We start from the raw sequence: 23670 nt of genomic DNA, 5'->3' as shown, positions 1-23670 counted from the left end.
TGCAATTGCCGCAGGTCGGTGGTGAACGCGGTGTCGCCTGCTCAGTCGAGCGTGTGCACGGCGTCGGCCAGGCGACGCACATCGTCGCTGGTGTGGCTGACGTAGAGCATCGGCAGGCGCACCTCGTCGCGCACGCGCTGCAGCCACGGAATCAGGTCCTCGCGCCGCGCTTCGTCCAGCGCAGACAGCGGCTCGTCGAACAGCAGCACCGCCGGCTGCGACAGCAGGGCGCGCCCGATCGCCACGCGTTGCGCTTCGCCGCCGGAAAGATTTGACGGCTGGCGTCCCAGCAGGGCGCCGATGCCGAGCAAGTCGACCACGTGATCGAGTTCGAAGCGGTCGGCGCCGTCGTGATGGCGGCCGTAGCGCAGGTTACGCAGTACGTCGAGGTGCGGAAACAGGCGCGCATCCTGGAATACATAGCCCACGCGCCGGCGATGCGCGGGCACGTCGATGCGTGCGGCACTGTCGAACAGCACGCGGCCGTCGATCTCGATGCGTCCCGCGCGCGGGCGCACGAGGCCTGCGATCGCGTTGAGCACGCTGGTTTTGCCCGCGCCCGACGGCCCGGTCAGCGCGAGCACGCGTTGCGCGGCTTCGATGCGGATGTGGCGCGCGAAGTTGCCGCGGCGCAGGTCGATGTCGACGTGCAGCATCAGTCGTGCACCTCGCCGCGCTGGCGACGGACCAGCCACTCGGTGGCGAGCAGCGCGGCCAGGGAGATCGCGACCGATACCGCCGCCAGCCGCCAGATGCCGGCTTCGCCGCCGGGCACCTGCATCAGCCCGTAGATTGCCGACGACACGGTCTGCGTTTCGCCCGGAATGTTGGAGACGAAGGTGATCGTCGCGCCGAATTCGCCCAGCGCTTTCGCGAACGCAAGCACTGCCCCGGCGATCACGCCCGGCCAAGCCAGGGGCAGGGTGATGGTGAGAAACACGCGCCACGGACTGGCGCCGAGTGTCGCCGCCGCCTGTTCGAGGCGCCGGTCGACGTTTTCGATCGACAGCCGGATCGTGCGCACCATCAACGGAAATCCCATGATCGCGCTGGCCAGCGCCGCGCCGGTCCAGCGGAACGCGAATGAAATGCCCAGCGTCTCTTCGAGCCAGCGGCCGATGACGCCGTTTCCGCCCAGCAGCACCAGCAGTGCGTAGCCCACGACGACCGGCGGCAGCACCAGCGGAAGATGCACCAGCGCATCGAGCAGCGACTTGCCGAAGAACCGCCGGCGCGCGAGCAGCCAGGCGATGGCGATGCCGAATGGGAGGCTGCACAGCGCCGCGGCCGCGGCCACCTTCAGGCTGAGCCGGATGGCGAGGAGTTCATCGGGCCCGAAGCCCAGCAGGGTGCCTGGTTCGGCCATCGGTCAGCGGATCGTAAAGCCGTGCTGGCGGAAGATCGCCGACGCGGCCTCGCCATCGAGCCACCACACGAAGGCATCGGCCTGCGGGTGGCGGCTCGCAGCGACGCGCGCAACCGGATAGACGATGGCCGGGTGGCTGTCGGCCGGGAATGTCGCCAGTACCTTGACCCGCGGCTCGGCATGGGCGTCGCTGGCGTAGACCACGCCCAGCGGCGCCTCGCCACGCGCGACGAGGGTGAGCGCCGAACGCACGCTGTCGGATTCGGCGACGCGCGCCTGCAGGGCAGGCCATTGCCCAAGCGATTCGAACGCGGCCCTGGCGTACTTGCCGGCCGGCACGCTGGCGGTCAGCGCCAGCGACAGGCGGCCGCGCGCGCCGAGCAGCGGCAGCAGATCGGTGTCGCGGGTGAGTTCGAACGGTTGCGCGGCGCTGCGTGCCGGCGCGACCAGCACCAGGGTGTTGCCGAGCAGCACGCGCCGCGAAGCCGCATCGATGCGCTTGCGTGCCTGCAGCCAGTCCATCCATTCCAGATCGGCGGAGACGAACACGTCCGCAGGTGCACGCTGTTCGATCTGACGGGCGAGCGCGGAACTGGCGGCGTACGACACGCGCACCGCCTGCCCGGTGTCGCGTTGATAGCGCGCGGCCGCGGCGTCCATCGATTCCTTGAGGCTGGCCGCGGCGAAGACGGTAATCGGCGCGCGTGCCTGCGCTTCGGCCGGCAGGACGGCGAGCGCGGTGAGCACGAGGAGCAGCAGGGCGGCGGATGCGCGCAGCCATGGGCGAGAGTGGCGCAGGTCCATGTCGATTCCGGGGATCATCGCGACAGGATCAGGGCGCAGCGATGACGATGATGCGTTCGACCTGACGCAGACTGCGGGCAGGCTGCGTGTCATCGGGCACCAGCAGGCGCAGCGGACCGCTGTCGGCGTCGAGCGGCGCGTCGTCGCAACGGTCGACCAGATAGACGCCGCGGTTGCCGAGCGGGGCGTCGAGTTCGCCGAGCGAGAACACCGCGCGCGCGCCGTCACGCGCGCTGACCAGGACGTAGCGATCGAGCAGGGCACCGTGCAGTGGCGCATCCGGCATCGCGCCGCTGGCCTGCAGCAGGGCGGTCAGCGCGACGCCCTCGCAGCGCAGGGGTTCGCCGTGCGTCACGACTTCGACCCGATGCCGGGTCAGCGACGCACGCGCGGCCGGGTCGAGCGGCACGACGACAGGCGAGGGGGTGACCGGCAGGCCGGCCCGCTGATGTGCGGCCGGGTCATGCAGCCCGGGCGTCTGCGCGTGGGCCGTGGTCGCGCACAGCAGCACCAGCGCGAGCAGATGTGGGCCACGGAACATGGAGCGCCCTCCTGATGAGCGATCGAGCATAGCGACGGGTCTTCGCTGCGACAACGCGGCTTCAGACCGTGTCGATCGGCAGTTTCATGTAGCGCACGCCGTTGGATTCGGCTTCCGGCAGCGCGCCGGCGCGGATGTTGGTCTGCACCGATGGCAGCAACAGCGCGGGCATCGGCAGCGTGGCATCGCGCGCCTCGCGCAGGGCGACGAAGGTGGCCTCGTCGATGTGGTGGCCGACGTGGATGTTCTCGCGCTTCTGCGCGCCGATCGTGGTTTCGCAGGCTACCGCACGGCCGCCGGGGCCGTAGTCGTGGCAGACGAACACGCGCGTGGTGTCGGGCAGTTCGAACATGCGCTGGATCGAGCGGTAGAGCGTGGCCGCATCGCCGCCGGGGAAATCGCAGCGCGCGGTGCCGCCGTCGGGCATGAACAGCGAGTCGCCGGTGAACAGCGCATCGCCGATCAGATAGGCGTTGCTGTCGCTGGTGTGGCCGGGCACCGGGATCGTGCGGCCTTCCAGCGCCCCGATTGCGAATGTGTCATCGGCTGCGAACAGCCGGTCGAACTGCGAGCCGTCGACCGGGAAATGTTCGCCCAGATTGAAGATCGGCCTGAAGGTCTTCTGCACGGTGCGGATGCCGTCGCCGATCGCCAGCCACGCGTTCGGCAGTTGCGCGCGCAGCCAGTCGCCGGCCGAGAGATGGTCGGCATGGGCGTGTGTCTCGAGAATCCACTGCACGTCGAGGCCATGCGCCTGCACATGCTCGAGCAGCACCATCGCCGAGACAGTGGACGTACGCGCCGAGGCCATGTCGAAGTCCAGCACCGGATCGACGATCGCCGCCGCGTTCGACGCCGGGTCGCGCACGATGTAGCTCCACGTGCCGGTGCCGGCGTGGTGGAACGGGGTGACCTGCGGTTGCGGCATCGCGAGCTCCTGACCGTGGACGCATCCGATGCTAGTCCACGCGGCCCGCGCGGACGTTGCGATTGCGTAAGTTCAGCGTTGCGCCGGCGGCGCGAGCGCGGTGTTCAGCAGCGCGCCGAGACGGGCGCCGGCATCGCGCAATGCCTGCTCGGCCTGCGGCAGATGCGTGGCCACGTAGGCATCGTTGATTCGCGCGCGGCGCGGATAGACCCCGGGCGACACCGCGATGCGGCAGGCGGCCTCGGCCCAGTCGGCCGCCGGGGGGGGTAGGCGAACGGGGCCACTGGCATCGGCCGACGGCGCACGCGCGCCGATGCGCGCCAGCCAGGCATCACCAGACAGGTTCTGGCTGTTGAGCATGCCGCTGTCCCAGAACGCGTGCAGGTTGGTGCCGCGTCCGCGGAAGTTGACCTGCTCATGGTTGCCGCCGCGGTCGTGGCCGTAGCCGGCGTGCATTGGCTGGTGCGCATCGCCGGTAAAATGCACGACGAACTTCAGCGCCTGCGCCCGTTCGGCACGCGGGCGGGTGCGGTCGGCCAGGATCGCGGTCTGGGTTTTCAGCGCCTCGACCACGCAGTTGCCGTCCGGGCAATCGCGCCGCGCCTCATAGCGGCAGTTCGACTCGCCGATATTGACGTAGTGCCAAGCCGCCGAGCGTCGACCCAGGTCCGGATCGTGCTCACGCAGTTCGTCGGCCCAGCTGGCGACGCCAGCCAAGGTGGGATCGGCTTCGCCGGCCAGCAGCTGGGACACCTCGGCGCGCGCGGCAGGCGTCAGATCGCGCTCGGCGACCTGCGCCACCAGACGGTGGCCGAGCTTGCCCCAGGCGAGGGCGGACGAGGGAAGGGCGAAGGCGGCCAGCAGGCCGCCGCATAGAAGGAGTCGACGCAGCATGGGCGGAGTTTAAACCGGCCCGTGTGCATACAGCTCACTGGGGCGCTGACGGCATTGGAGCGCCAGTTAACGAGGCAAGTGCGCCAGCTACGAACTCGCAGCACTACAGAGATATAGCCGTGCTACAGCGCTTGGGATGGGTGATACGGCTTCGCAAGATCGCCCCGCCAATCGGGATCAGGGAGGGGCTGGGGTGCACTCGCTGTTAGTCGGCCTTTCGAAATTCATGTGACCTCTCTCGAACTACAGGGTGAGGCCACTGCGGAGCGTCAGGCACTTGGCATACGTGAAGCCCGCGGAGGACAAAACTGCGAGTCCAGTGGACCGTCCGGAACACGTGCTTCACTTTAGCCAGTGGCGGCAACCACTGGGGAACTGCCGCCAGAATGTATCAAGCAATTTTTAGTTTAGAAAGAAAGGACGTAAGCAGCCCCGTACACCAGCGGATCAATCCGCGCTGCGCCCAGCTTCACGCCATCCAGTCGCACGTCGCTTTCGATATCCATCCACCGTGCATCCAGCCGCAGCTTGCCGGGTCCAGCCTGGATGTCGACACCGGCATGCAGCGCCAGGCCCCATGAGTCGCCGAGTGCGAGCTTCGCGCCCGCCAGTGCGCCGCGGGTTTCTTCTTCGAAAAACGTCGTGTAGTTGAGGCCGGCACCGACGAACGGTGCGACGCGGGCCTGAGGCGTGAAGTGGTATTGCAGGCTCAGCGTCGGCGGCAGGTGCTTGGTGCTGCCGATCCGGCCGAGGCCGGCGATGTCCAGATCATGGCGAAACGGGGTCGCGGCAAGCAGCTCGATGCCGACGCGGTCGCGCACGAAGTATTCGACTGCAATCGTGGGCCGGGTGCTGCCGCCGATCGACAGCGGCAGGGTGCCGCCGGCGAGACTGCCGTTGTCGGATTTCGGATTCACGTGATGCGCGCCTACGGCCACGGTCCAGTCACCGGCCGACTGGGCGGAGGCGGGCAGGGCGGGTGACAGGCAGGCGAGGGCGATCAGGGCGAGGGGCAGCGTACGCATCGGAAGATCCAGTCGTCGTGGGATGCGGACAGTGTTGGTGTCGCGCCCGCGCTGCGCCTTGATCGCAATCATTGCGCGCGGCGCGCAGGGCTGGCAGGGGTCTCGTGGCAGTGTGGCTGGTAGACTGTGCAGCGCTGTCCGGGCTGGCGCCCACGCGCCGCGCGGCCACGTCTTTCCCACTTTCGTCGCGTGCGCGCGGCTGCAGGAGTCCGGATTCATGGCGATCAAGGTTGGCATCAACGGCTTCGGCCGCATCGGCCGCAACGTGCTGCGCTCGGCAGTGGAGAACTTCGACGGCGACATCGAGATCGTCGCGATCAACGATCTGCTGGAGCCGGACTACCTGGCCTACATGCTGTCCTACGACTCGGTGCACGGCCGCTTCAAGGGCACGGTGTCGGTCGAGGGCAATACGCTGCTGGTCAACGGCAAGAAGATCCGCCTGACTCAGGAACGCGACCCGGCCAATCTGAAGTGGGACGAAGTGGGCGCCGATGTCGTCATCGAATCGACCGGCCTGTTCCTGACCAAGGACACCGCCCAGAAGCACATTGATGCGGGCGCGAAGAAGGTCATCCTGTCGGCACCGTCGAAGGACGACACGCCGATGTTCGTGTTCGGCGTCAACGACAAGACCTACGCCGGCGAGGCGATCATCTCCAATGCCTCGTGCACGACCAACTGTCTGGCGCCGATCGCGAAGGTCATGCACGACAAGTGGGGCATCAAGCGCGGCCTGATGACCACCGTGCACGCGGCAACCGCGACGCAGAAGACCGTCGACGGCCCGAGCAACAAGGACTGGCGCGGCGGCCGCGGCATTCTGGAGAACATCATTCCCTCCAGTACCGGTGCGGCCAAGGCCGTCGGCGTGGTGATTCCGGAGCTCAACAAGAAGCTCACCGGCATGAGCTTCCGCGTGCCGACGTCCGACGTGTCGGTGGTCGATCTGGTGGTCGAACTCGACAAGCCGGCCAGCTACGAGGAGATCTGCGCCGAAATGAAGGCGCAGAGCGAAGGCGCGCTGAAGGGCATCCTCGGCTACACCGAGGACAAGGTGGTCGCCACCGATTTCCGCGGTGAGACCTGTACCTCGGTGTTCGATGCCGAGGCCGGCATCGCGCTCGATCCGACCTTCGTCAAGCTGGTCAGCTGGTACGACAACGAGTGGGGCTACTCCAACAAGTGTCTGGAGATGGTCCGCGTGGTCGCGGCAAAGTAACTGCCGCGTCGATCATTGCGCTACCCGGAGCCCCGCACACGCGGGGCTTCTTGTTTTCGGCAGATCGCCGCGTAAGGTGGCCGGGCGCGCCCTCTGGCGCACTGGGGATTTCATGGAAGGATTCGTCGTACTGATCGGACTTGCGCTGTTGGCGGTGCCGGTCCTGCTGATCGTCTGCCTGGTCATGCTGTCCGGCCTGCGCGGGCGCGTAGCCGATCTCGAAGACCTGAGCGAACGCCTGCGCGCGGAGATCGCCGGTCGGGCGATACCGCCAGCGCCTGTCGAAACTGCGGCCCCGCGCGACGTACCCGCGGCCCCAGTGTCGACGCGCGCCGAAGAACTGTCCGCGCCAGTGCCGCCCGCCGCGACCGCGCCGCCCCCGGTGTCAGCGGCCCCGCCTGCGTCCGTGTCCGCGCCACCGCCGTTGCCGCCGGACCCGCCGCGCGAGGTCCGGCACTACCCGGCGCCTGCGCGTCCCGCACAGCCCGCGGCCCCTGCTGCGCCGGCGGGCCCCGACGTGTTCGAACGCGGTCTGCGTCTGGTCCGCCATTGGTTCACCTCCGGCAACGTGCCGGTAAAGATCGGCATGCTGGTGCTGTTCGCCGGTGTCGCCGCGCTGCTCAAGTACGCCAGCGATGAAGGTCTGCTGCAGGTGCCGGTGTCGCTCCGGCTCGCGGGTGTCTCGGTGGCTGCGGTCGCGGGTCTGGTGTTCGGCTGGATGCGCCGGACGAGCCATCGCACGTTTGCACTGAGCCTGCAGGGCGGCATGATCGGCATCCTGCTGCTCGTCGTGTTCGCCGCGTCGCGGATGTTCGGGCTTGTGCCGATGGAGTTCGCGTTCGCCGCGAGCGTGGCGCTGGTGTTCGGTGCCGGCGCGCTGGCGGTGCTGCAGGGCGCGATGGCGCTGGCGGTGTTCGCGGTGCTGGCCGGGTTTCTCGCGCCGATCTGGCTGTCGACCGGCGGCGGCAATCATGTCGCGCTGTTCGGTTACTACGCGGTGCTCAATGCGGCGATCGTCGCCATCGCCTGGTTCCGCGCATGGCGGCTGCTCAATCTGCTGGGGTTCGTTTTCACCTTCGGCATCGGCGCGTTCTGGGGTGTGCTGGATTACCAGGCTGCCGACTACGCGTCCGCTCAGGCGTTTCTCGCATTGTTCTTCGCGATCTATCTGGCGGTGCCGCTGCTGCACGCGCGGCGTCGACCGATGGGGCATCGCGATCTGATCGACGGCTGCCTGGTGTTCGGCACGCCGCTGATCGCGTTCTCGCTGCAGTCGGGTCTGATGCGCGACGACACGACCACGCTGGCGCTGTGCGCGCTCGGGCTCGCGGCGGTGTATGCGGGCCTGTCGTGGTGGCTGCGTCGCGGTGGTCGTTTTGAGGTGCTACAGCAGTCGTACGCCCTACTGGCCGCAGGCTTCGCGACGCTGGCCGTGCCGCTGGCGCTGTCGGCGCAGGCGACTGCCAGCGTGTTCGCGCTCGAAGGTGCGGCGCTGGTCTGGCTGGGCCTGCGTCAGCAGCGGCGTCTGCCGCGCTGGTCGGGCATCGCGCTGCAGGTCGCGGCGGTGGTCGCGTATGTGTTCGCTGCAGGCAACACGACGGTGGGTGATACGCCGTTCGTGCATGGCCTCTTCGTCGGCGCGTTGCTGTTCGTCGCCTCGGGGCTCGCGATCGCATGGGCGTATTCGCGCGCAGGCGCCGTTGCGCCCGCACGCATCGCCTATCTCTGGGCGATGGCCTGGTGGCTCGGCGTGTGGACGTTCGAACTGCAGCGTGTGTTGCCGGGGCGCGACTTCCCCGATGCGCTGCTGGTGCTGGCAGCGGTCACCGGCTGGCTGGCGGCCGAACGCAATCGACGCGTGTTCGATCCGTTACTGGCCGGCACCGCCTGCCTTGCGTTGGTAGCGGCGCTGCCGCTGGCACTGCTGCAGGCCGAAGCGCATCAGCACCCCTTCGCCGGCAACGGCCTCTGGGCGTGGCTGGTCTTCGCCGCGCTCGGCGTGCGCAGCCTGCTGTGCCTGCGCGCCGGCGACAGCGGATTCGCCCGCGTCGCGCAGTTCGTGTGGTGGCTGCTGTGGCCGTTCGCGGTGTCGCTGCTGCTGGTGCAATTGTCCGAGCGGATCGGCGGCGGCGATGGCTGGTGGCTGGTCGCGGCGGTCGCGCCGTGGCTGGCGATCACCGCGGTGGCGCTGTTGCGCTGGCCGTGGCTCACGCATCCGCTGGGCGCGAGCTTCGACCCGATGCGCGCGGCATTCCGGACCGTCTGCTGCGCCCTGCTGATCATCTGGTGGCTGCTGGCGCTGGGCAACGCGGGCAATCCCGCGCCGCTGCCGTGGATCGCCCTGGTCAATCCGCTCGATCTCGCCCAGATCGCCGTGCTGCTGCTGATCGCGCGCTGGCTGTGGGGCGGCGAGGCGGGGATCGACGAACGTGCGCGCGTTCCGATGCTGTCGGCCGGCGCGTTTCTGCTGGTCACCGTCATCACCCTGCGCGGCGCGCATCACTGGGGCGGCGTGCCCTGGAGCGACGCGCTCGCGGGCAGCAGTCTGGCGCAGACCAGTCTGACCATCGTCTGGAGCGTGCTCGGCGTACTCGGCTGGGTCATCGGGTCGCGCCGCGGCCAACGTGTGCTGTGGCTGGCCGGCGCGGCGCTGATGGCGATCGTGCTGGCCAAGCTGGTGCTGGTGGACCGCAGCCATCTCGGCAATCTGTGGGGCATCGGCTCGTTCATCGCTTACGGCCTGCTGTGCACGGTCGTCGGCTTCTTCGCGCCCGCGCCGCCGCGTGCCGCGACCCCGGAAACGGCACAGGAGGCCGACGCATGAACCGACGTCTGACATGCATGGCCGGTCTTGCCGGCGCCGCGATCTGCAGCGTGGCGATTGCTGCCGGGGGCGACGAGGCCTTCGTCGCGCAATGGCCGCTGACCTTGCCGTCGCCGGATGCCGGCGCCTACCAGGTCGAACTCGACGACACGGTCTATGCGACCACGGTGTCGCCGGCGCTGCGCGATCTGGTGGTGGTCAACAGCGATGGACGCCAGGTGCCGGCGCTGTTGCAGGCTGCCCCGGCCCCGCCGGCACGCCGTACGACGCAACCGCTGGCCTGGTTCCCGCTGCCGGCGACCGCCGCACGCGCCGGCAGCGACATCGCCGCGATCAGCGAAGTCGATCCTGACGGCCGCCTGCGACGCATCCAGTGGCAGCCTGCGCCCGGGGATGCGCCGCCGGCCGCGTTGCTGGTAGATGCCGGCGCATCCGGAGTGCCTCTGCAGGCGCTGGTGCTGGACTGGGGCGTCGCCGAGGTCGCCTTCGAACGCACGATGCGGGTGGAAGGCTCGGAAGATCTGCGCGACTGGCAGCCGCTGTCTGCAGGCGGGCGTCTGCTCGATCTGCGCCGCGGCGAAGCGCGCCTGGTCGAGCAGCGGCTCGTGTTCGATACGCCGGTGCGCGCGCGCTACCTGCGGCTCAGCCCCGGGGCCGGTGCCGGCACGATGCCGGCAATCGTGTCGGTCACCGGCGAATCGACGGCCGTCGCGGATGCGCCCGAATTGGCATGGCGCGCGCTGGAACCCGCAGGTCCGCCCGATGCCGAAGGCGGTTTTGTGTTCCGGCTCGATGCGCGGCTGCCGGTGACGCACGTCGACATCGGCCTGGACGGCAATGCGACCGCGCGCTGGACGCTGTCGGTGCGCGAAGACGACAGCGCGCCGTGGCGCACGATCACGAGTGACTGGCTGGTCTACCGGGTCGGCGCGGATGCGGCGTCACGCACGCCGCCGCGCGCGCTCGATACGACGCTGCGCGCGCGCCAATGGCGGCTGGTGCCGGATGCGCCGTCTGCCGGCGCGTCGCCCGTGCTGCGGCTCGGCTATCGCGCGGAGCGGCTGGTGTTCGTCGCCGAGGGCGCGGCGCCGTTCTCGCTGCGCGCGGGCAGTGGACGTGCCGTGCGTGTCGACGCATCGGTGGCGCCGCTGCTGGCCGATCTGCGTGCGCGCGATGGCGGGCGCTGGCAGCCCGCAGTCGCGACGCTGGGCGCGCGCACGGAACTGGCCGGCGCTGCCGCGCTGGATGACACGCCGCCGGGTGACTGGGGCACGTGGCTGCTGTGGGGTGTGCTCGGGCTGGGGGTGCTGCTGGTCGGTGGCTTCGCGCTGAGTCTGCTCAGGGCGCCGAAGCCCGTTTGAGATCGGCATGTAGGAGCGCGCTTGTGCTTGCATCCCCTTTTCGGGAACGCGTGATCCGGCTTGCCTGGGAAAGCCAATCGCGCGCGAGCGCGCTCCTACAGGGGGATTCGAAGCGGTTTGCCTGGCTGCGGGCACACCGCGGACAATGGGCGGCTGACGCACCCGCGTTCTCCTTCCGAATACAGCGAGTACAGCGCCATGACCATCGTCCGCATGACCGGTTTCGATCTCTCCGGCAAGCGCGTGCTGATTCGGCAGGGCGAGCGGGTTTGAGCGGACTGCCGTCAGGCAGACCGCGCGGCGAGCGCCCTGCCATGGATGGCGGGGCCGGTGTTTCCTACCGCAGATATGTCACGCCATGGATGGCATGGCGCACATCATTCCGATCATTCAAGAGAGTCCAGACCCCATGACCATTGTCCGCATGACCGACCTCGACCTGTCCGGCAAGCGCGTGCTGATCCGGCAGGACCTCAACGTCCCCGTCGACGGCGGCAAGGTCACCTCCGACCAGCGCATCACTGCATCGCTGCCGACGTTGAAATACGCGCTGGAGAAGGGCGCGGCGGTCATGGTGACCTCGCATCTGGGCCGCCCGAAGGAAGGCAGCTGGAGCGAAGCCGATTCGTTGGCGCCGGTCGCGGCGCGCCTGTCCGAGCTGCTCGGCATCGACGTGCCACTGGTGCGCGACTGGGTCGACGGCGTCGAGGTCGCGCCGGGTCAGCTGGTGCTGCTGGAAAACTGCCGCATGAATGTCGGCGAGAAGGATGACGACGAGGCGCTGTCGAAGAAGTACGCCGCGCTGTGCGACGTGTTCGTCATGGACGCCTTCGGCACCGCGCATCGCGCCCAGGCCTCGACGCACGGCGTGATCCGCCATGCTGCGACGGCGGCCGGTGGCCCGTTGTTGATGGCCGAACTCGACGCGCTGGCCAAGGCGCTCGACGCGCCGGCGCGGCCGCTGCTGGCGATCGTCGCCGGCAGCAAGGTCTCGACCAAGCTCGAACTGCTGTCGTCGCTGGTCGGCAAGGTCGACCAGTTGATCGTCGGCGGCGGCATCGCCAATACCTTCATCGCCGCGCTGGGCCACGGCGTCGGCAAGTCGCTGGTCGAGACCGACTTGCTCGATACCGCGAAGCAGATCATGGCCGACGCCACGGCGCGCGGCGCCGAGATTCCGGTGCCGACCGACGTCGTTGTCGCACCTGCGTTCGCGGCCGATGCGCCGGCGACGGTCAAGGCGGTGGACGCGGTCGAGGCCGACGACATGATCCTCGACATCGGCCCGGACACCGCCAAGCGCTACGCCGCGATGATCGCGGACGCGGGCACCGTGGTCTGGAACGGCCCGGTCGGCGTGTTCGAGTTCGATGCGTTCGGCAAGGGCACCGAAGCACTTGCGCGCGCGATCGCAACGTCGAAGGCGTTTTCGATCGCCGGCGGCGGCGACACGCTGGCGGCGGTCGACAAGTACGGCATCTCCGACGACGTGTCCTACATCTCCACCGGTGGCGGCGCGTTCCTCGAATTCCTCGAAGGCAAGACGCTGCCGGCGGTCGCGGCGCTCGACGCCCGCGGCGCGTGACCCGGGCGCTGTTCTTCGATCTCGACGGCACGCTGATCGATTCGGAGCCGGGCATTCTCGGCGGCATCGCCCACACGCTCGATGCGCTGGGGCATGCGCCGCTGTCGCGCGAAGCGCTGCTGCCGTGGATCGGCCCGCCGCTGCGTGACAGCTTCGATGCACTGTTCGAGGGCGACAGTGCGCGCGCCGAGCAGGCGGTGGCGCTGTACCGCGAACGTTACGACGCAAGGGGATGGCGGGAGCATTCGGTGTACGCCGACATTCCCGAGACGATCGCCACGCTGCAGGCCGCCGGTCACCGACTGGCCGTGGTGACCTCGAAGAATGAAGGCTTCGCGCGGCGCATCCTCGAGTCTCTGCCGTTCGGTGCGTCATTTGAAACGGTGGTCGGCGCCAGCGACGACGGCACGCGTCGTTACAAGCGCGAACTGATCGCCGAAGCGCTGTCACGGCTCGCGCTGATCGCGGCGGACGCCACGATGATCGGCGACCGGCGCTACGACATGGAGGGCGCATCCCAGCACGGCATGCGCGGCATCGGCGTGCTGTGGGGCTTCGGCGATGCCGACGAACTCCGCGCTGCGGGCGCGGATGTCGTCGTCGACTCGCCGGCCTCGCTCGTGATCGCGCTGGCCTGAGCGACGGCGACTTGCACGTGTCGCGTCAGCAACGTGGTCCCGGGCTGCCACGCATGCTGTAACGCTTCGCCGATCCACCAGGGCATCTTCGCCGCGAAGATGAGGTTGCTGGCGATTCTCGTGCACGGAACGCAGCATCAAGACGAGAAACGCCCCCGGCGGGGTCTCGGGATGTTCGCCATCTGGCTGCGGGCCGGCGCCGGCATCGCCGGTGCATACGATTTCCCGTCGCCGAGATGTATGACGACGATGCCGGCGTGCGAATCGTCAAGGCGACACTCGGCCGCGTGCCGAACCAGGCTTCGGGCGAGATGCGCGACAACGTGGTGGTCCACGCCGACTGCGGGATTTCACAGTAAGCTTCGAACACGGCGCGCCGGCATGGAGCGCCATTTTCATGTTGCCGTGCAACGTGCGGCTGACCACCGGTGGACATTAGACTGGGCGCCATGACTACGACCGATCTGCTTCCTGTTCCGGCGCACCGTCGCCGCACCCGCATCCTCGCCACGCTGGGTCCCGCGACCGATGAGCCCGGCGTCCTCGATGCGCTCATCGCCGCCGGCGTCAACGCGGTCCGCCTCAATTTCTCCCACGGCGATCCGGACTCCCAGCGCGTACGCGCGGAGGCGGTTCGCGCCGCCGCCGATCGCGCCGGCGTCGAGATCGGCATCCTCGCCGACCTGCCAGGCCCGAAGATCCGCATCGAGAAATTCGCCGACGGCAAAGTCCAGCTGCGTGCCGGCGCGCGCTTCGATCTGGTCGCCGATCCCGCGGCGCCCCCGGGCACCGTCGATGAGGTTGGGGTCAGCTATCTCGGCTTGCCGGGCGATGTCGAAGCAGGCGATGTGCTGCTGCTCGACGACGGCCTGATGCAACTGCAGGTCACCGCCGTCGAAGGCGCGCGCATCGTCACCACCGTGCTCAACGACGGCGCGCTGTCGAATCGCAAGGGCCTGAACAAGCAGGGCGGTGGCCTGTCGCTGGGCGCACTGACGGATCACGATCGCGAGCTGATCAAGGTCGCTGCCGACATCGGCGTCGACTTCATCGCGGTGTCGTTCTGCCGCAATGCCGCCGACATGGAAGAAGCGCGTTCGATCGCGCGTTCGCATGGCTGCGATGCTGCGCTGGTGTCGAAGATCGAGCGCACCGAGGCGATCGAGAACCTGGCCGAGATCATCGACGCCAGCGACGTGGTGATGGTCGCGCGCGGCGACCTGGGCGTGGAGATCGGCGATGCCGAGCTGCCGGGCCTGCAGAAGAAGATCATCCGCGAGTCGCTGGCACGCAACAAAGTGGTGATCACCGCGACGCAGATGCTGCAGTCGATGGTGGAAAGCCCGATACCGACGCGCGCTGAAGTGCTGGACGTGGCCAACTCGGTCATCGACGGCACCGATGCGGTGATGCTGTCGGCCGAGACCGCGGCCGGCGCGTATCCGGTGCGCGCGGTCGAAGCCATGGCGCGCATCTGCGTCGGCGCCGAACGCCAGTTCGCCCACGACACCGATTTCGAGAAAGCGCAGCGCAATCTGGAGCGCGCCGACCATGCGATCGCGATGGCAGCGATGTTCCTGTCCGAGCATGTTGGCGTCGGCGCGATCGTCGCGATGACCGAATCCGGCGGCACCGCGCGCTACCTGTCGCGCTTCCGCGGCGGCGCTTCGATCTATGCCTTCGCCCGCCATGACGGCGCGCGCCGGCGCATGTCGCTGATGCGCGACGTGTTTCCGTTCAACTACGACAGCCGTGGGCAGACCCCGCGCGAAGCCGCGCGCGGCAGCGTGCGCCTGCTGGTCGAAGCGGGCCTGCTCGGCCCTGGCCAGCGCGTGGTGTTCACCAGTGGCGAACATATGGAAACCCACGGCGCCACCAACACCCTGCGTTTGCTGCAGGTGGGCGCCGATGGCCGCGCCGAGGGCCTGGGCGAGCTGTAACGCCTGCGCGTGCGGTCGCGGCCGGCGGAAGAAGCCCGCGACCGCGACCTGGGGTCTCCGAAAAGCCCGGTCGGTGCGCCGGGCTATAATCGCTGCCCTTTCCCGTCGCGATCCCGGAACCCCGTCATGAGCATCGAACAGCTTGCCGAAACCGCCCAGGCCATGGTGGCGAAGGGCAAGGGCATCATCGCGATCGACGAGTCGACGGGCACGATCGGCAAGCGCTTCGAACAGGTCGGCATTCCGAACAACGAAGAGAACCGCCGCGCCTACCGCGAGATGCTGCTGACCACGCCGAAGCTCTCGGAGCACATCAGCGGTGCGATCCTGTTCGACGAGACCCTGCGCCAGTCGACCAAGGCCGGCCTGCCGTTCGCGAAGTACCTGACTCAGAACGGGATCATTCCGGGGATCAAGGTCGACAAGGGCACGCACGCGCTGGCGGGCTTCCCTGGCGAGCTGGTGACCGAAGGCCTCGACGGCCTGCGCGCGCGGCTTGAGGAGTACTACAAGCTCGGCGCACGCTTCGCCAAGTGGCGCGCGGTCATCACCATCGGCGAGGACATGCCGTCGGGCACCTGCATCGACGTCAACGCGCATGCGCTCGCGCGCTACGCCGCGCTGTGCCAGGAGCAGGGTCTGGTACCGATGGTCGAGCCGGAAGTGCTGCTCGATGGCGACCACGACATCCAGACCGCATACGAGGTCACCGAAGTCGTGCTGCGCGGTCTGTTCGATGCGCTCTACAGCCAGAACGTCATGCTCGAGGGCACGATCCTCAAGGCGTCGATGGTGCTGCCGGGCAAGGACAGCGACGAAGAGGCGGATGTCGAGGAAGTCGCCGAAGCGACGCTGATGTGCCTCAAGTCGTCGGTGCCGGCGATCCTGCCCGGCATCGTGTTTCTGTCGGGCGGCCAGTCCGACGAGCTGGCGACCGCGCATCTCGATGCGATGAACCGCCTCGGCCCGAACCCGTGGCCGCTGTCGTTCTCCTACGGTCGTGCGATGCAGTCGGCGGCGCTGAAGCTGTGGTCGCAGGATCTGGTCAACAACGTGGGCAAAGCGCAGGCCACGGTGCATGCGCGTGCCAAGGCGAACAGTCTGGCCGCGCTGGGCAAGTGGGAGGGCTGATCGCCCCGCGCCGCAATCACCCGACGACGCAGGTTCTCGCCCGCGATCAGGCCTGGGCGGGCCAGGTGATCCGTCTGGCCACGGCGCTGGCTTGCGTCACCCTGTCGGCGTGTACGACGTTGCGGATCGAGGGTCTGGATGCGAAGGCGGTGGACGCCGCCTTCGATGCCGAACACGCGCATCCCAGCGTGACCCGTGCCGCCTGCCCGCGACTTGCGGGCGACTATGCGGTCCATGGGGTGCGCCAGGCCGCACGCGGCCAGTGGATCGCGGACTTGGCGGATCTCGCCACCGTGCTGCAATGGCAGCGGTGGACGATTCCGCCGGCGCTCGCCGACGGTGCCCCGCGCGTGCGGGTGCGCGATGCCGCTGACGCTGGTGAGAGCCCGTCGCTTCATCTGCAGGCCATATCGGCAGCGGGCGCTCCGATTGGCGATGCCGTCGCGCTGGGCGCGCCGGTGCCGCCGCCGGGCATGCGGGCCCGGGCCTGCCTCGACGGCCGCCTGCTGCTGCGCACGGATCACGACTGGTGGAACGGAGGCGAGACCCGAATGAACGATCTGCTCACCGTGGCGATTCAGCCGCTGCCTGAGGGGCTGGAGGTCTCGGTGGATCACCGGCGGACCGTGCGCGGCGGACTGTTGTTTCCCATCACCACCCGCGAGCGCGCCAGCAGCCGCACCCTGTTCGAGCGGCTCGACCCGTCCACGGCGTGGTCGCCCGATTGAGGCCGGACAAGTCGGGCTGCCCCCCGGCCACTCGACTGTCACCGCCCCTCGCCTAGGCTGTGCGGCGATATCCACTGGAGGATCGACGATGGCCGCTTCCCCATCCAACAGCCGCTTGCACGTGCCCTTGCCGGTCCATGACGCCCTGCGGCGCGGTCGTCCGATCGAGGCGATCAAGGCCCTGCGCGATGCCAATCCGGGTCTCGATCTGCGGACCGCGCGCGATGCGCTGGGCAGCATCGGCCGCAACCCCGCCTCGACGCTGGAGGATGACGACCGTTACGGGCCGTCCGACGCCGCCGCGCGGGTCGGCGACGACACATTGCCGAGCGAAGTCGCGGCCAAGATCGCGACCGGCAATACCGTGGATGCGGCCCGGCGTCTTCGCGACACCCGGCCCGGCCTCAGCGAAGCGGAGGCCGAGGAGGCGGTGAAACGCCACGCGTCGCCGTTGCTGCAGGAGGCGCGCACCGAGACCGTGGTACAGGGCGACAGCGGCCGCTACGGCTGGCTGGGCTGGGTGCTCGCGCTGGTGATCGTCGGCGGTGGACTCGCGATCTGGCTGGGCTGAATGCTCGGCCCGCAAGAGCGCAACCGTGTAGGAACGCAACCGTGTAGGAGCGCGCTTGCGCGCGATGGGCCTCGCAGGCCGTTTCCTTCGCGCGCGAGCGCGCTCCTACAGGAGTTTCCTGCTGGGGGTCAGCCGGTCACGGCAGGCCGGCCAACCATTCGTCATCCGAGCCTTCATTGATGTCGGCGAACAGCGGCGTGGAGAAGTAACGCTCGCCGGTATCGGGCAGCATCGCCAGGATCACGTCGCCGTCGCGCGCGGTCTTCGCGACTTCGAGGGCCGCGGCTACTGTGCCGCCGGCGGAAATGCCAACGAAGATGCCTTCTTCAGCGGCGAGCCGGCGCGCGGTCTCGATCGAGACGGCATCGTCGATCGACAGTACCTGCGCGGCGATCTCCCGGTTCAACACGCCGGGCACGAAATCCGGCGTCCAGCCCTGCACCTTGTGCGGCGCCCACTCCTTGCCCTGCAGCAGCGCGGCGCCCGCTGGCTCGCAAGCGGTGATCTTCACCTCGGGGCGCGCGACCCTGAGCACTTCGCCCACGCCGGTCAGCGTGCCGCCCGTGCCCCAGCCGGTGACGAAATGGTCGAGCCGGCGCCCGGCGAAATCACGCAGGATCTCTGCGGCCGTGGTCTGCCGGTGATAGGCGGGATTGGCGGGATTCTCGAACTGGCTGGCCCAGAACCAGCCGTGTTCCTCGGCCAGCGCCTTGGCCCGGCGCACCATGCCGCTACCGCGCTCGGCAGCCGGCGTCAGAATCACCTTGGCGCCGTAGGCGCGCATCAGCTTGCGGCGCTCGATCGAAAACGTTTCGACCATGGTGGCGACAAACTTGTAGCCGCGCGCCGCGCAGACCATCGCCAGCGCCACACCGGTATTGCCGGAAGTCGCTTCGACGACGGTGTCGCCAGGCTTGAGCACGCCGCGCTGCTCGGCGTCGAGGATGATCGCCAGCGCGAGCCGGTCCTTGACCGAACCGCCGGGATTGAACGACTCGACCTTGGCGTAGAGTTCGACGTTGGCGGGCGCGAGCCGATGCAGGCGGACGACGGGCGTACCGCCGATGGTGTCGAGAATGCTGTCGTACAGGGCCATGGGGGAACCCTCGCAGAAGCGCTGAGCGCGGGCCTCCACATTGGGCCATAACGCGTGACGGTGCCAGCGGTTGACACGTCGCGTGCAGGAATACGACCCACTGATGGCATGGGTCGGCGTCACGGAGCAGCGGGTACTATCGGGCGGTTTTTCGACCCCCCTTCCAGGCGCTCCCTGTTCATGCATCTGCACTCTGATATCCCGTCGCGCCTTCGTGCCGCCTTGCCTGTTCTTGCCTCCGTCCTGCTGCTCGCGGGCTGCGGCGGCGCGGCGCAACCTTCCGCCGGCGGGCCCGGGGCGGGCGGCGCAGCAGTGCCGGTGACGACTGCGCAGGTGCAGCCGCGCGACTGGAACGATTCGATCGCCGCGCTCGGCACCGTGAATGCACGCGAGTCGGTCACCGTGACCGCCAAGGTCAGCGAGACGGTGGAGCGTGTGCATTTCGACAGCGGTGACCGGGTCGCGGCCGGACAGGTGCTGGTCACGCTGTCGGGCAACCAGCAGCAGGCGGCGCTGCGCGCGGCCGAGGCCGCGGCCACCGAAGCCGAACAGCAGTACGTCCGCGGCACCGAGCTGGTCGGCCAGCAGCTGATCGCGCGGGCGTCGATCGACACCCTGCGCGCGACCCGTGACAGCGCACGCGCCAACGTCGCCGAGATGCGCGCCGACATCGGCGACCGCACCATCCGCGCCCCGTTTGCCGGCGTGCTGGGCCTGCGCCAGGTCAGCCCCGGCGCACTGGTCACGCCGGGCACCGCCATCGCGACGCTCGACGACCTCTCCACCGTCTACGTGGATTTCCCTGTGCCCGAAGTGCGTCTGGCTTCGATCGCCGCGGGACAGCGCGTCTTCGGCAGCAGCGCCGCCTATCCGGGCGAGACCGTGGAAGGCGCCGTGCAGATCGTCGATTCGCGCGTCGACCCCAATACGCGCGCGGTCGCGGTACGCGCCGCGTTCGACAATCCCGGCGACCGCCTGCGCCCCGGCATGCTGATCCAGGTCCGCCTCGAGCAGCGCCAGCGTCAGGCCCTGATGGTGCCCGAGATCGCGGTGATCCAGGTCGGCCGCGACACCTTCGTCTACCGCGTGCTGGAGGACGACACCGTTGAACAGGCGCCGGTCACGCTCGGCGTGCGCGGGCAGGGACTGGCGGAGATCGTCGAGGGCATCGAGCCGGGCACCCGGATCGTCATCGACGGCACCGGCAAGCTGCGGCCGGGCATGAAGATCGTCGAAGGCACCGTGCAGGAAGCGAAGTCGCAAACGGCCGACGCACCGGCCGCGGCCGAGGGTGACGCGCCATGAAGATGTCCGATGTCGCCATCAAGCGGCCGGTGTTCGCGGTCGTCATCAGCCTCCTGCTGGTGGTGCTCGGCATCATGTCCTTCAGCCGGCTGACGCTGCGCGAGCTGCCCAATATCGATCCGCCGATCGTTTCGGTCGACGTGTCCTACGCCGGCGCGTCGGCGGCGGTCGTGGAAACCCGCATCACCCAGATCCTCGAGGATGCGCTGGCCGGCATCGAGGGCATCCGCACGATCGAGTCGCGCAGCCGCAACGGCCGCGCCGATGTGACGATCGAATTCAACCTCACGCGCGACATCGAGGCCGCGGCCAACGACGTGCGCGATGCGATCAGCCGCGTGATGGATCGCCTGCCGATCGAGGCTGACGCGCCGGAAATTTCCAAGGTCGAAGCCGACGCGGACGCGATCATGTGGCTCAACCTGCGCTCGAGCACGATGAACACGCTCGAGCTGACCGATTACACCGATCGCTACGTGCTCGACCGCCTGTCCTCGCTCGATGGCGTGGCGCGCGTGCAACTCAGCGGCAGCCAGCGTTACGCGATGCGGATCTGGCTCGACCGCGACGCGATGACCGCGCGCGACGTCGCCGCCTCCGATGTCGAGGCCGCGCTGCGCAACGAGAACGTCGAACTGCCGGCCGGCAATATCGAATCGGCAACGCGCGATTTCACCCTGCGCGTGGAGCGTGGCTATCGCGAACCGTCGCAGTTCGCGCAGATCCCGATCCGCCGCGGCGACGACGGTTACGTGGTGCGCATGGGCGATGTGGCGCGCATCGAACTCGGCTCGGCCGAGCGCCGCTCCTACATGCGCAGCAACTCGGTGCCCAACGTCGGTCTCGGCATCGTGCGTACGTCGACGGCCAACGCGCTGGACGTGGCCCGCGCCGCGCGCGAGGAAGCCGAGCGGATCCAGGCGACCTTGCCCGAAGGCACGGAGATCTTCGTCGCCGCCGACAACACGGTCTTCATCGACTCCGCGATCACCCGCGTCTACTGGACGCTGTTCGAGGCGATGGCGCTGGTGTTCGTGGTGATCTGGCTGTTCCTCGGCAGCCTGCGCGCCGCGATCATTCCCGCCGTCACCGCGCCGGTCTGTCTGATCGCCGCGTTCACCGCGCTGTACATGTTCGGCTTCTCGATCAATCTGCTGACCCTGCTCGCGCTGGTGCTGTGTATCGGCCTGGTCGTCGACGACGCGATCATCGTGCTGGAGAACGTGCAGCGCCGCGCGGATCTCGGCGAACCGCCGCTGGTCGCGGCGCGACGCGGCACCGCGCAGGTCGCATTCGCGGTCATCGCCACGACCGCGGTGCTGGTCGCGGTGTTCCTGCCGGTCGGCTTCATGGAAGGCAATTCCGGGCGGCTGTTCCGCGAACTGTCGGTCACGCTGGCCGGCGCGGTCGCGCTGTCGGCCTTCATCGCGCTGACGCTGACGCCGATGATGTGCTCCAAGCTGGTGCGACGCCACGAGAAGCCGCGCGGCTTCAACAAGTGGATGACCCGGCAGCTGGACCGGCTGAGCAGCAGCTACGGCGGCCGTGTGTCGGCGCTGGTCGGCATGCGCAGTAGCCGGCTGATCCTGGCGATGGTGCTGGCCATGGGCGCCTGCGTCGTCGTGGCGCTGCTGTTGTTCTGGCGCGTGCCCAGCGAACTGTCGCCGGCGGAGGACCGCGGCCGCTTCTTCGTGTCGGTCGACGGTCCGGAAGGCGCGGGCTTCGATTACACCGTCGGCCAGATGCAGCAGGTCGAAGCGATCTTCGCGCCGCTGGTCGGCAACGGCCAGCCGATCGAACGCGCCAATTCGCGCGTGCCGCGCGGTTGGGGCGGCAGTGAGGAAATGCACAACGGGCAGGTCATCGTGTTCCTGCAGGACTGGCGCGACCGCGAGGTGCCGACGACCGAAGTCGTCGAGGATCTGCGTGCGAAGTTCAGCGACCTCACCGGCGTGCAGGTACGCGCCAACGTGCCGGGTGGACTGATCAGCAGCCGCGGCCAGCGCTACCAGCTGGTGCTCGGCGGACCCGATTACGCGGAGATCGCCATCTGGCGCGACCGCATGCTCGCGCGCATGCGCGACAACCCCGGTATCCAGGATCCGGACTCCGACTACAAGGAAACCCGGCCGCAGATGCGTGTCGACATCGACCGCCCGCGCGCCGCCGATCTGGGCGTGTCGGTGCAGGAGATCGGCCGCACGCTCGAGACGATGATGGGCTCGCGCCAGGTCACGACCTTCGTCGACAACGGCGAGGAGTACGACGTCCTGCTGCAAGCCGATCGCGAACGGCGGATGACGCCCTCCGATCTGTCGGACACCTTCGTGCGCGGACGTGACGGCGCGCTGGTGCCGCTGTCGAACCTGGTCACGCTCAGCGAGATCGCCGAACCCGGCAGCTTCAACCGCTTCAACCGCCTGCGTGCGATCACCATCAGCGCGGGCCTGGCGCCGGGCTACACGATGGGCGAGGCGATCGAATGGACCCGTGAGGTCGCGGCCGAAGAGCTGCCCGACTACGCGCAGGTCGACTGGAAGGGCGAGAGCCGTGAGTTCCAGGAAGCCGGCGGCGCAGTGCTGCTGACCTTCGCGATGGCGCTGCTGATCGTCTATCTGGTGCTGGCGGCGCAGTTCGAGAGCTTCGTGCATCCGCTGTCGATCATGCTGACGGTGCCGCTGGCGGTGCTCGGCGCGCTGATCGGCTTGTGGGCCACGGGCGGCACGCTGAATCTCTTCAGTCAGATCGGCATCGTCATGTTGATCGGCCTGGCGGCGAAGAACGGCATCCTGATCGTCGAGTTCGCCAACCAGCTGCGCGACGACGGCCGCAACGTGCGCGATGCGATCACCGAGGCGGCATCGGTGCGTCTGCGCCCGATCCTGATGACCGCGGCGGCGACGATCGTCGGCGCCGTGCCGCTGGTGGTCGCCGGCGGGCCGGGTTCGGCCAGTCGCGCAACGATCGGCGTGGTGATCATTTTCGGTGTCGCGTTCTCCACGCTCTTGTCGCTGTTCGTCGTGCCGGCGTTCTATGCCTTGCTCGCACCGTTCACGCGCTCGCCCGAGGCGCTGGCGCACGAGCTCGAGCGCCTGGAAGCCGAGACCCCGGCGGTCAGCGGCCATGCCTGATGCCGCGCGCTGGGATGCGGTGCGCCTCGACGGCGCGGGCTTCGTGCTCCGCCGCTGGCGCGCCGACGATCTCGACGTGCTGCTGCGTCATGCCGATGATCCGGCGGTCGTGCGCGGGCTGAGTCATCGGTTCCCGACGCCGTACACGCGCGCCGACGGCGAGGCGTTTCTCGCCGGGCGGGTCGTGGACTTCAATGATCCTGTGTTCGCGATCGAGGTGGACGGCGCCGCCTGCGGTGGCATCGGTGCGCGGCCCGGTGTCGGCGAGCGTGCACATTCTGCGGAGCTCGGCTACTGGCTCGGCCAGGCGCATTGGGGACGCGGCCTGATGACGCGCGCCGTGGGCCTCTACACCGCCTGGGTCTTCGATGCGCTGCGCCTGCATCGATTGCAGGCGACCGTGCTGGACTTCAACACGGGCTCGGCGCGGGTGCTAGACAAGAACGGTTTCCTTGATGAAGGCCGCATGCGCCACGCGGTGATCAAAGATGGACGACTGTTTGATCTGCGGCTGTTCGCCAGGACACGCGCGCTCGATTGACTGCGTTTCGCGTTTGCGCGCGATTGGTGGAGAATCGAA

Annotated in this window: 21 protein-coding genes; 13 read left to right on the top strand and 8 right to left on the bottom strand. The window is 68.7% G+C overall.

The annotated features are described in order from the left end of the window. Positions 1-41: 41 nt before the first annotated feature. The 7 genes from J2W68_RS02050 to J2W68_RS02020 all read right to left on the bottom strand — a co-directional run bounded on the left by J2W68_RS02050 (position 42) and on the right by J2W68_RS02020 (position 5558). The gene (locus J2W68_RS02050; RefSeq protein WP_310232232.1) at positions 42-656 is read right to left on the bottom strand and encodes an ATP-binding cassette domain-containing protein; all 615 of its coding nucleotides are present in this window, start codon (positions 654-656) and stop codon (positions 42-44) included. Beyond that, positions 656-1366, bottom strand: coding sequence for a molybdate ABC transporter permease subunit (gene modB / locus J2W68_RS02045; protein WP_430539646.1), 711 nt, complete (start codon positions 1364-1366; stop codon positions 656-658). The genes J2W68_RS02050 and modB overlap by 1 nt, the downstream gene beginning before the upstream one ends. 3 nt (positions 1367-1369) lie before the next feature. Further along, positions 1370-2188: a molybdate ABC transporter substrate-binding protein gene (gene modA, locus J2W68_RS02040; protein WP_430539645.1), complete on the bottom strand. Its 819-nt coding sequence runs from the start codon at positions 2186-2188 to the stop codon at positions 1370-1372. A 10-nt stretch (positions 2189-2198) separates the two neighbouring features. After that, entirely contained in the window at positions 2199-2711 is a 513-nt protein-coding gene (locus J2W68_RS02035; RefSeq protein ID WP_310232229.1) for a hypothetical protein, read from the bottom strand. A gap of 61 nt (positions 2712-2772) precedes the next feature. Beyond that, positions 2773-3639, bottom strand: a complete 867-nt coding sequence (locus J2W68_RS02030; protein WP_310232228.1) for an MBL fold metallo-hydrolase — start codon at positions 3637-3639, stop codon at positions 2773-2775. Between the two features lie 72 nt (positions 3640-3711). Next, positions 3712-4533: a S1/P1 nuclease gene (locus J2W68_RS02025; RefSeq protein WP_310232226.1), complete on the bottom strand. Its 822-nt coding sequence runs from the start codon at positions 4531-4533 to the stop codon at positions 3712-3714. A 407-nt stretch (positions 4534-4940) separates the two neighbouring features. Further along, the gene (locus J2W68_RS02020) at positions 4941-5558 is read right to left on the bottom strand and encodes an OmpW/AlkL family protein (protein ID WP_310232445.1); all 618 of its coding nucleotides are present in this window, start codon (positions 5556-5558) and stop codon (positions 4941-4943) included. A 217-nt stretch (positions 5559-5775) separates the two neighbouring features. Between J2W68_RS02020 and gap the strand changes: the two genes are divergently transcribed. From gap to J2W68_RS01970, 10 genes are all read left to right on the top strand, one after another. Further along, positions 5776-6780: a type I glyceraldehyde-3-phosphate dehydrogenase gene (gene gap / locus J2W68_RS02015; RefSeq protein WP_310151612.1), complete on the top strand. Its 1005-nt coding sequence runs from the start codon at positions 5776-5778 to the stop codon at positions 6778-6780. A gap of 112 nt (positions 6781-6892) precedes the next feature. Continuing rightward, positions 6893-9604: a DUF2339 domain-containing protein gene (locus J2W68_RS02010; protein ID WP_310232222.1), complete on the top strand. Its 2712-nt coding sequence runs from the start codon at positions 6893-6895 to the stop codon at positions 9602-9604. Beyond that, positions 9601-10965 (top strand): DUF3999 family protein, encoded by a 1365-nt coding sequence (locus tag J2W68_RS02005; protein WP_310232219.1) that lies wholly within the window; start codon positions 9601-9603, stop codon positions 10963-10965. Before J2W68_RS02010 ends, J2W68_RS02005 begins: the two co-directional genes overlap by 4 nt. A gap of 409 nt (positions 10966-11374) precedes the next feature. Next, positions 11375-12550 carry a phosphoglycerate kinase gene (locus J2W68_RS02000; protein ID WP_310232217.1) on the top strand — a complete coding sequence of 392 codons (1176 nt, stop codon included), beginning with the start codon at positions 11375-11377 and terminating at the stop codon, positions 12548-12550. Then, positions 12547-13188: an HAD hydrolase-like protein gene (locus tag J2W68_RS01995; RefSeq protein WP_310232215.1), complete on the top strand. Its 642-nt coding sequence runs from the start codon at positions 12547-12549 to the stop codon at positions 13186-13188. The genes J2W68_RS02000 and J2W68_RS01995 overlap by 4 nt, the downstream gene beginning before the upstream one ends. 236 nt (positions 13189-13424) lie before the next feature. Then, positions 13425-13547, top strand: coding sequence for a hypothetical protein (locus tag J2W68_RS01990; protein ID WP_310232213.1), 123 nt, complete (start codon positions 13425-13427; stop codon positions 13545-13547). Between the two features lie 90 nt (positions 13548-13637). Further along, positions 13638-15128, top strand: a complete 1491-nt coding sequence (pyk, locus tag J2W68_RS01985; RefSeq protein ID WP_310232210.1) for a pyruvate kinase — start codon at positions 13638-13640, stop codon at positions 15126-15128. Positions 15129-15254: 126 nt separating this feature from the next. After that, entirely contained in the window at positions 15255-16259 is a 1005-nt protein-coding gene (locus J2W68_RS01980) for a class I fructose-bisphosphate aldolase (RefSeq protein ID WP_310232208.1), read from the top strand. Further along, on the top strand, positions 16247-16987 hold the full coding sequence (locus J2W68_RS01975; RefSeq protein ID WP_310232205.1) for a hypothetical protein: 741 nt from the start codon (positions 16247-16249) through the stop codon (positions 16985-16987). Before J2W68_RS01980 ends, J2W68_RS01975 begins: the two co-directional genes overlap by 13 nt. An 88-nt stretch (positions 16988-17075) precedes the next feature. Then, complete coding sequence (locus J2W68_RS01970) at positions 17076-17558, top strand: hypothetical protein (RefSeq protein WP_310232203.1); 483 nt, start codon at positions 17076-17078, stop codon at positions 17556-17558. Between the two features lie 136 nt (positions 17559-17694). On the opposite strand, the gene cysK is transcribed toward J2W68_RS01970, so the two are convergent. After that, on the bottom strand, positions 17695-18654 hold the full coding sequence (gene cysK / locus J2W68_RS01965) for a cysteine synthase A (protein WP_310232200.1): 960 nt from the start codon (positions 18652-18654) through the stop codon (positions 17695-17697). Between the two features lie 180 nt (positions 18655-18834). Between cysK and J2W68_RS01960 the strand changes: the two genes are divergently transcribed. The 3 genes from J2W68_RS01960 to J2W68_RS01950 are packed head-to-tail and all read left to right on the top strand — an operon-like array spanning position 18835 to position 23631. Beyond that, positions 18835-19959 carry an efflux RND transporter periplasmic adaptor subunit gene (locus J2W68_RS01960; protein ID WP_310232197.1) on the top strand — a complete coding sequence of 375 codons (1125 nt, stop codon included), beginning with the start codon at positions 18835-18837 and terminating at the stop codon, positions 19957-19959. Next, a complete protein-coding gene (locus tag J2W68_RS01955) occupies positions 19956-23090 on the top strand; it encodes an efflux RND transporter permease subunit (RefSeq protein ID WP_310232195.1) in 3135 nt (1044 codons plus the stop codon). The genes J2W68_RS01960 and J2W68_RS01955 overlap by 4 nt, the downstream gene beginning before the upstream one ends. Next, complete coding sequence (locus J2W68_RS01950) at positions 23083-23631, top strand: GNAT family N-acetyltransferase (RefSeq protein WP_310232193.1); 549 nt, start codon at positions 23083-23085, stop codon at positions 23629-23631. Before J2W68_RS01955 ends, J2W68_RS01950 begins: the two co-directional genes overlap by 8 nt. The last annotated feature ends 39 nt before the right edge of the window (positions 23632-23670 follow it).

The organism is Luteimonas terrae (genome assembly GCF_031457535.1).
Taxonomy (GTDB): domain Bacteria; phylum Pseudomonadota; class Gammaproteobacteria; order Xanthomonadales; family Xanthomonadaceae; genus Luteimonas; species Luteimonas terrae_A.
This window is presented reverse-complemented; position numbering and strand designations above follow the sequence as displayed.

Excerpts from the sequence above, each read along its gene's own strand:
- J2W68_RS01960 (WP_310232197.1), top strand. The coding sequence starts at position 18,835 with ATGCATCTGCACTCTGATATCCCGTCGCGCCTTCGTGCCGCCTTGCCT.
- cysK (WP_310232200.1), bottom strand. The coding sequence starts at position 18,654 with ATGGCCCTGTACGACAGCATTCTCGACACCATCGGCGGTACGCCCGTC.
- modA (WP_430539645.1), bottom strand. The coding sequence starts at position 2,188 with ATGATCCCCGGAATCGACATGGACCTGCGCCACTCTCGCCCATGGCTG.
- J2W68_RS01950 (WP_310232193.1), top strand. The coding sequence starts at position 23,083 with ATGCCTGATGCCGCGCGCTGGGATGCGGTGCGCCTCGACGGCGCGGGC.
- J2W68_RS02050 (WP_310232232.1), bottom strand. The coding sequence starts at position 656 with ATGCTGCACGTCGACATCGACCTGCGCCGCGGCAACTTCGCGCGCCAC.
- J2W68_RS01990 (WP_310232213.1), top strand. The coding sequence starts at position 13,425 with ATGTATGACGACGATGCCGGCGTGCGAATCGTCAAGGCGACACTCGGC.
- J2W68_RS02025 (WP_310232226.1), bottom strand. The coding sequence starts at position 4,533 with ATGCTGCGTCGACTCCTTCTATGCGGCGGCCTGCTGGCCGCCTTCGCC.
- J2W68_RS02020 (WP_310232445.1), bottom strand. The coding sequence starts at position 5,558 with ATGCGTACGCTGCCCCTCGCCCTGATCGCCCTCGCCTGCCTGTCACCC.
- J2W68_RS02030 (WP_310232228.1), bottom strand. The coding sequence starts at position 3,639 with ATGCCGCAACCGCAGGTCACCCCGTTCCACCACGCCGGCACCGGCACG.
- J2W68_RS02000 (WP_310232217.1), top strand. The coding sequence starts at position 11,375 with ATGACCATTGTCCGCATGACCGACCTCGACCTGTCCGGCAAGCGCGTG.
- pyk (WP_310232210.1), top strand. The coding sequence starts at position 13,638 with ATGACTACGACCGATCTGCTTCCTGTTCCGGCGCACCGTCGCCGCACC.
- J2W68_RS01955 (WP_310232195.1), top strand. The coding sequence starts at position 19,956 with ATGAAGATGTCCGATGTCGCCATCAAGCGGCCGGTGTTCGCGGTCGTC.
- J2W68_RS02005 (WP_310232219.1), top strand. The coding sequence starts at position 9,601 with ATGAACCGACGTCTGACATGCATGGCCGGTCTTGCCGGCGCCGCGATC.
- J2W68_RS02035 (WP_310232229.1), bottom strand. The coding sequence starts at position 2,711 with ATGTTCCGTGGCCCACATCTGCTCGCGCTGGTGCTGCTGTGCGCGACC.
- J2W68_RS01980 (WP_310232208.1), top strand. The coding sequence starts at position 15,255 with ATGAGCATCGAACAGCTTGCCGAAACCGCCCAGGCCATGGTGGCGAAG.
- gap (WP_310151612.1), top strand. The coding sequence starts at position 5,776 with ATGGCGATCAAGGTTGGCATCAACGGCTTCGGCCGCATCGGCCGCAAC.
- modB (WP_430539646.1), bottom strand. The coding sequence starts at position 1,366 with ATGGCCGAACCAGGCACCCTGCTGGGCTTCGGGCCCGATGAACTCCTC.
- J2W68_RS01970 (WP_310232203.1), top strand. The coding sequence starts at position 17,076 with ATGGCCGCTTCCCCATCCAACAGCCGCTTGCACGTGCCCTTGCCGGTC.
- J2W68_RS02010 (WP_310232222.1), top strand. The coding sequence starts at position 6,893 with ATGGAAGGATTCGTCGTACTGATCGGACTTGCGCTGTTGGCGGTGCCG.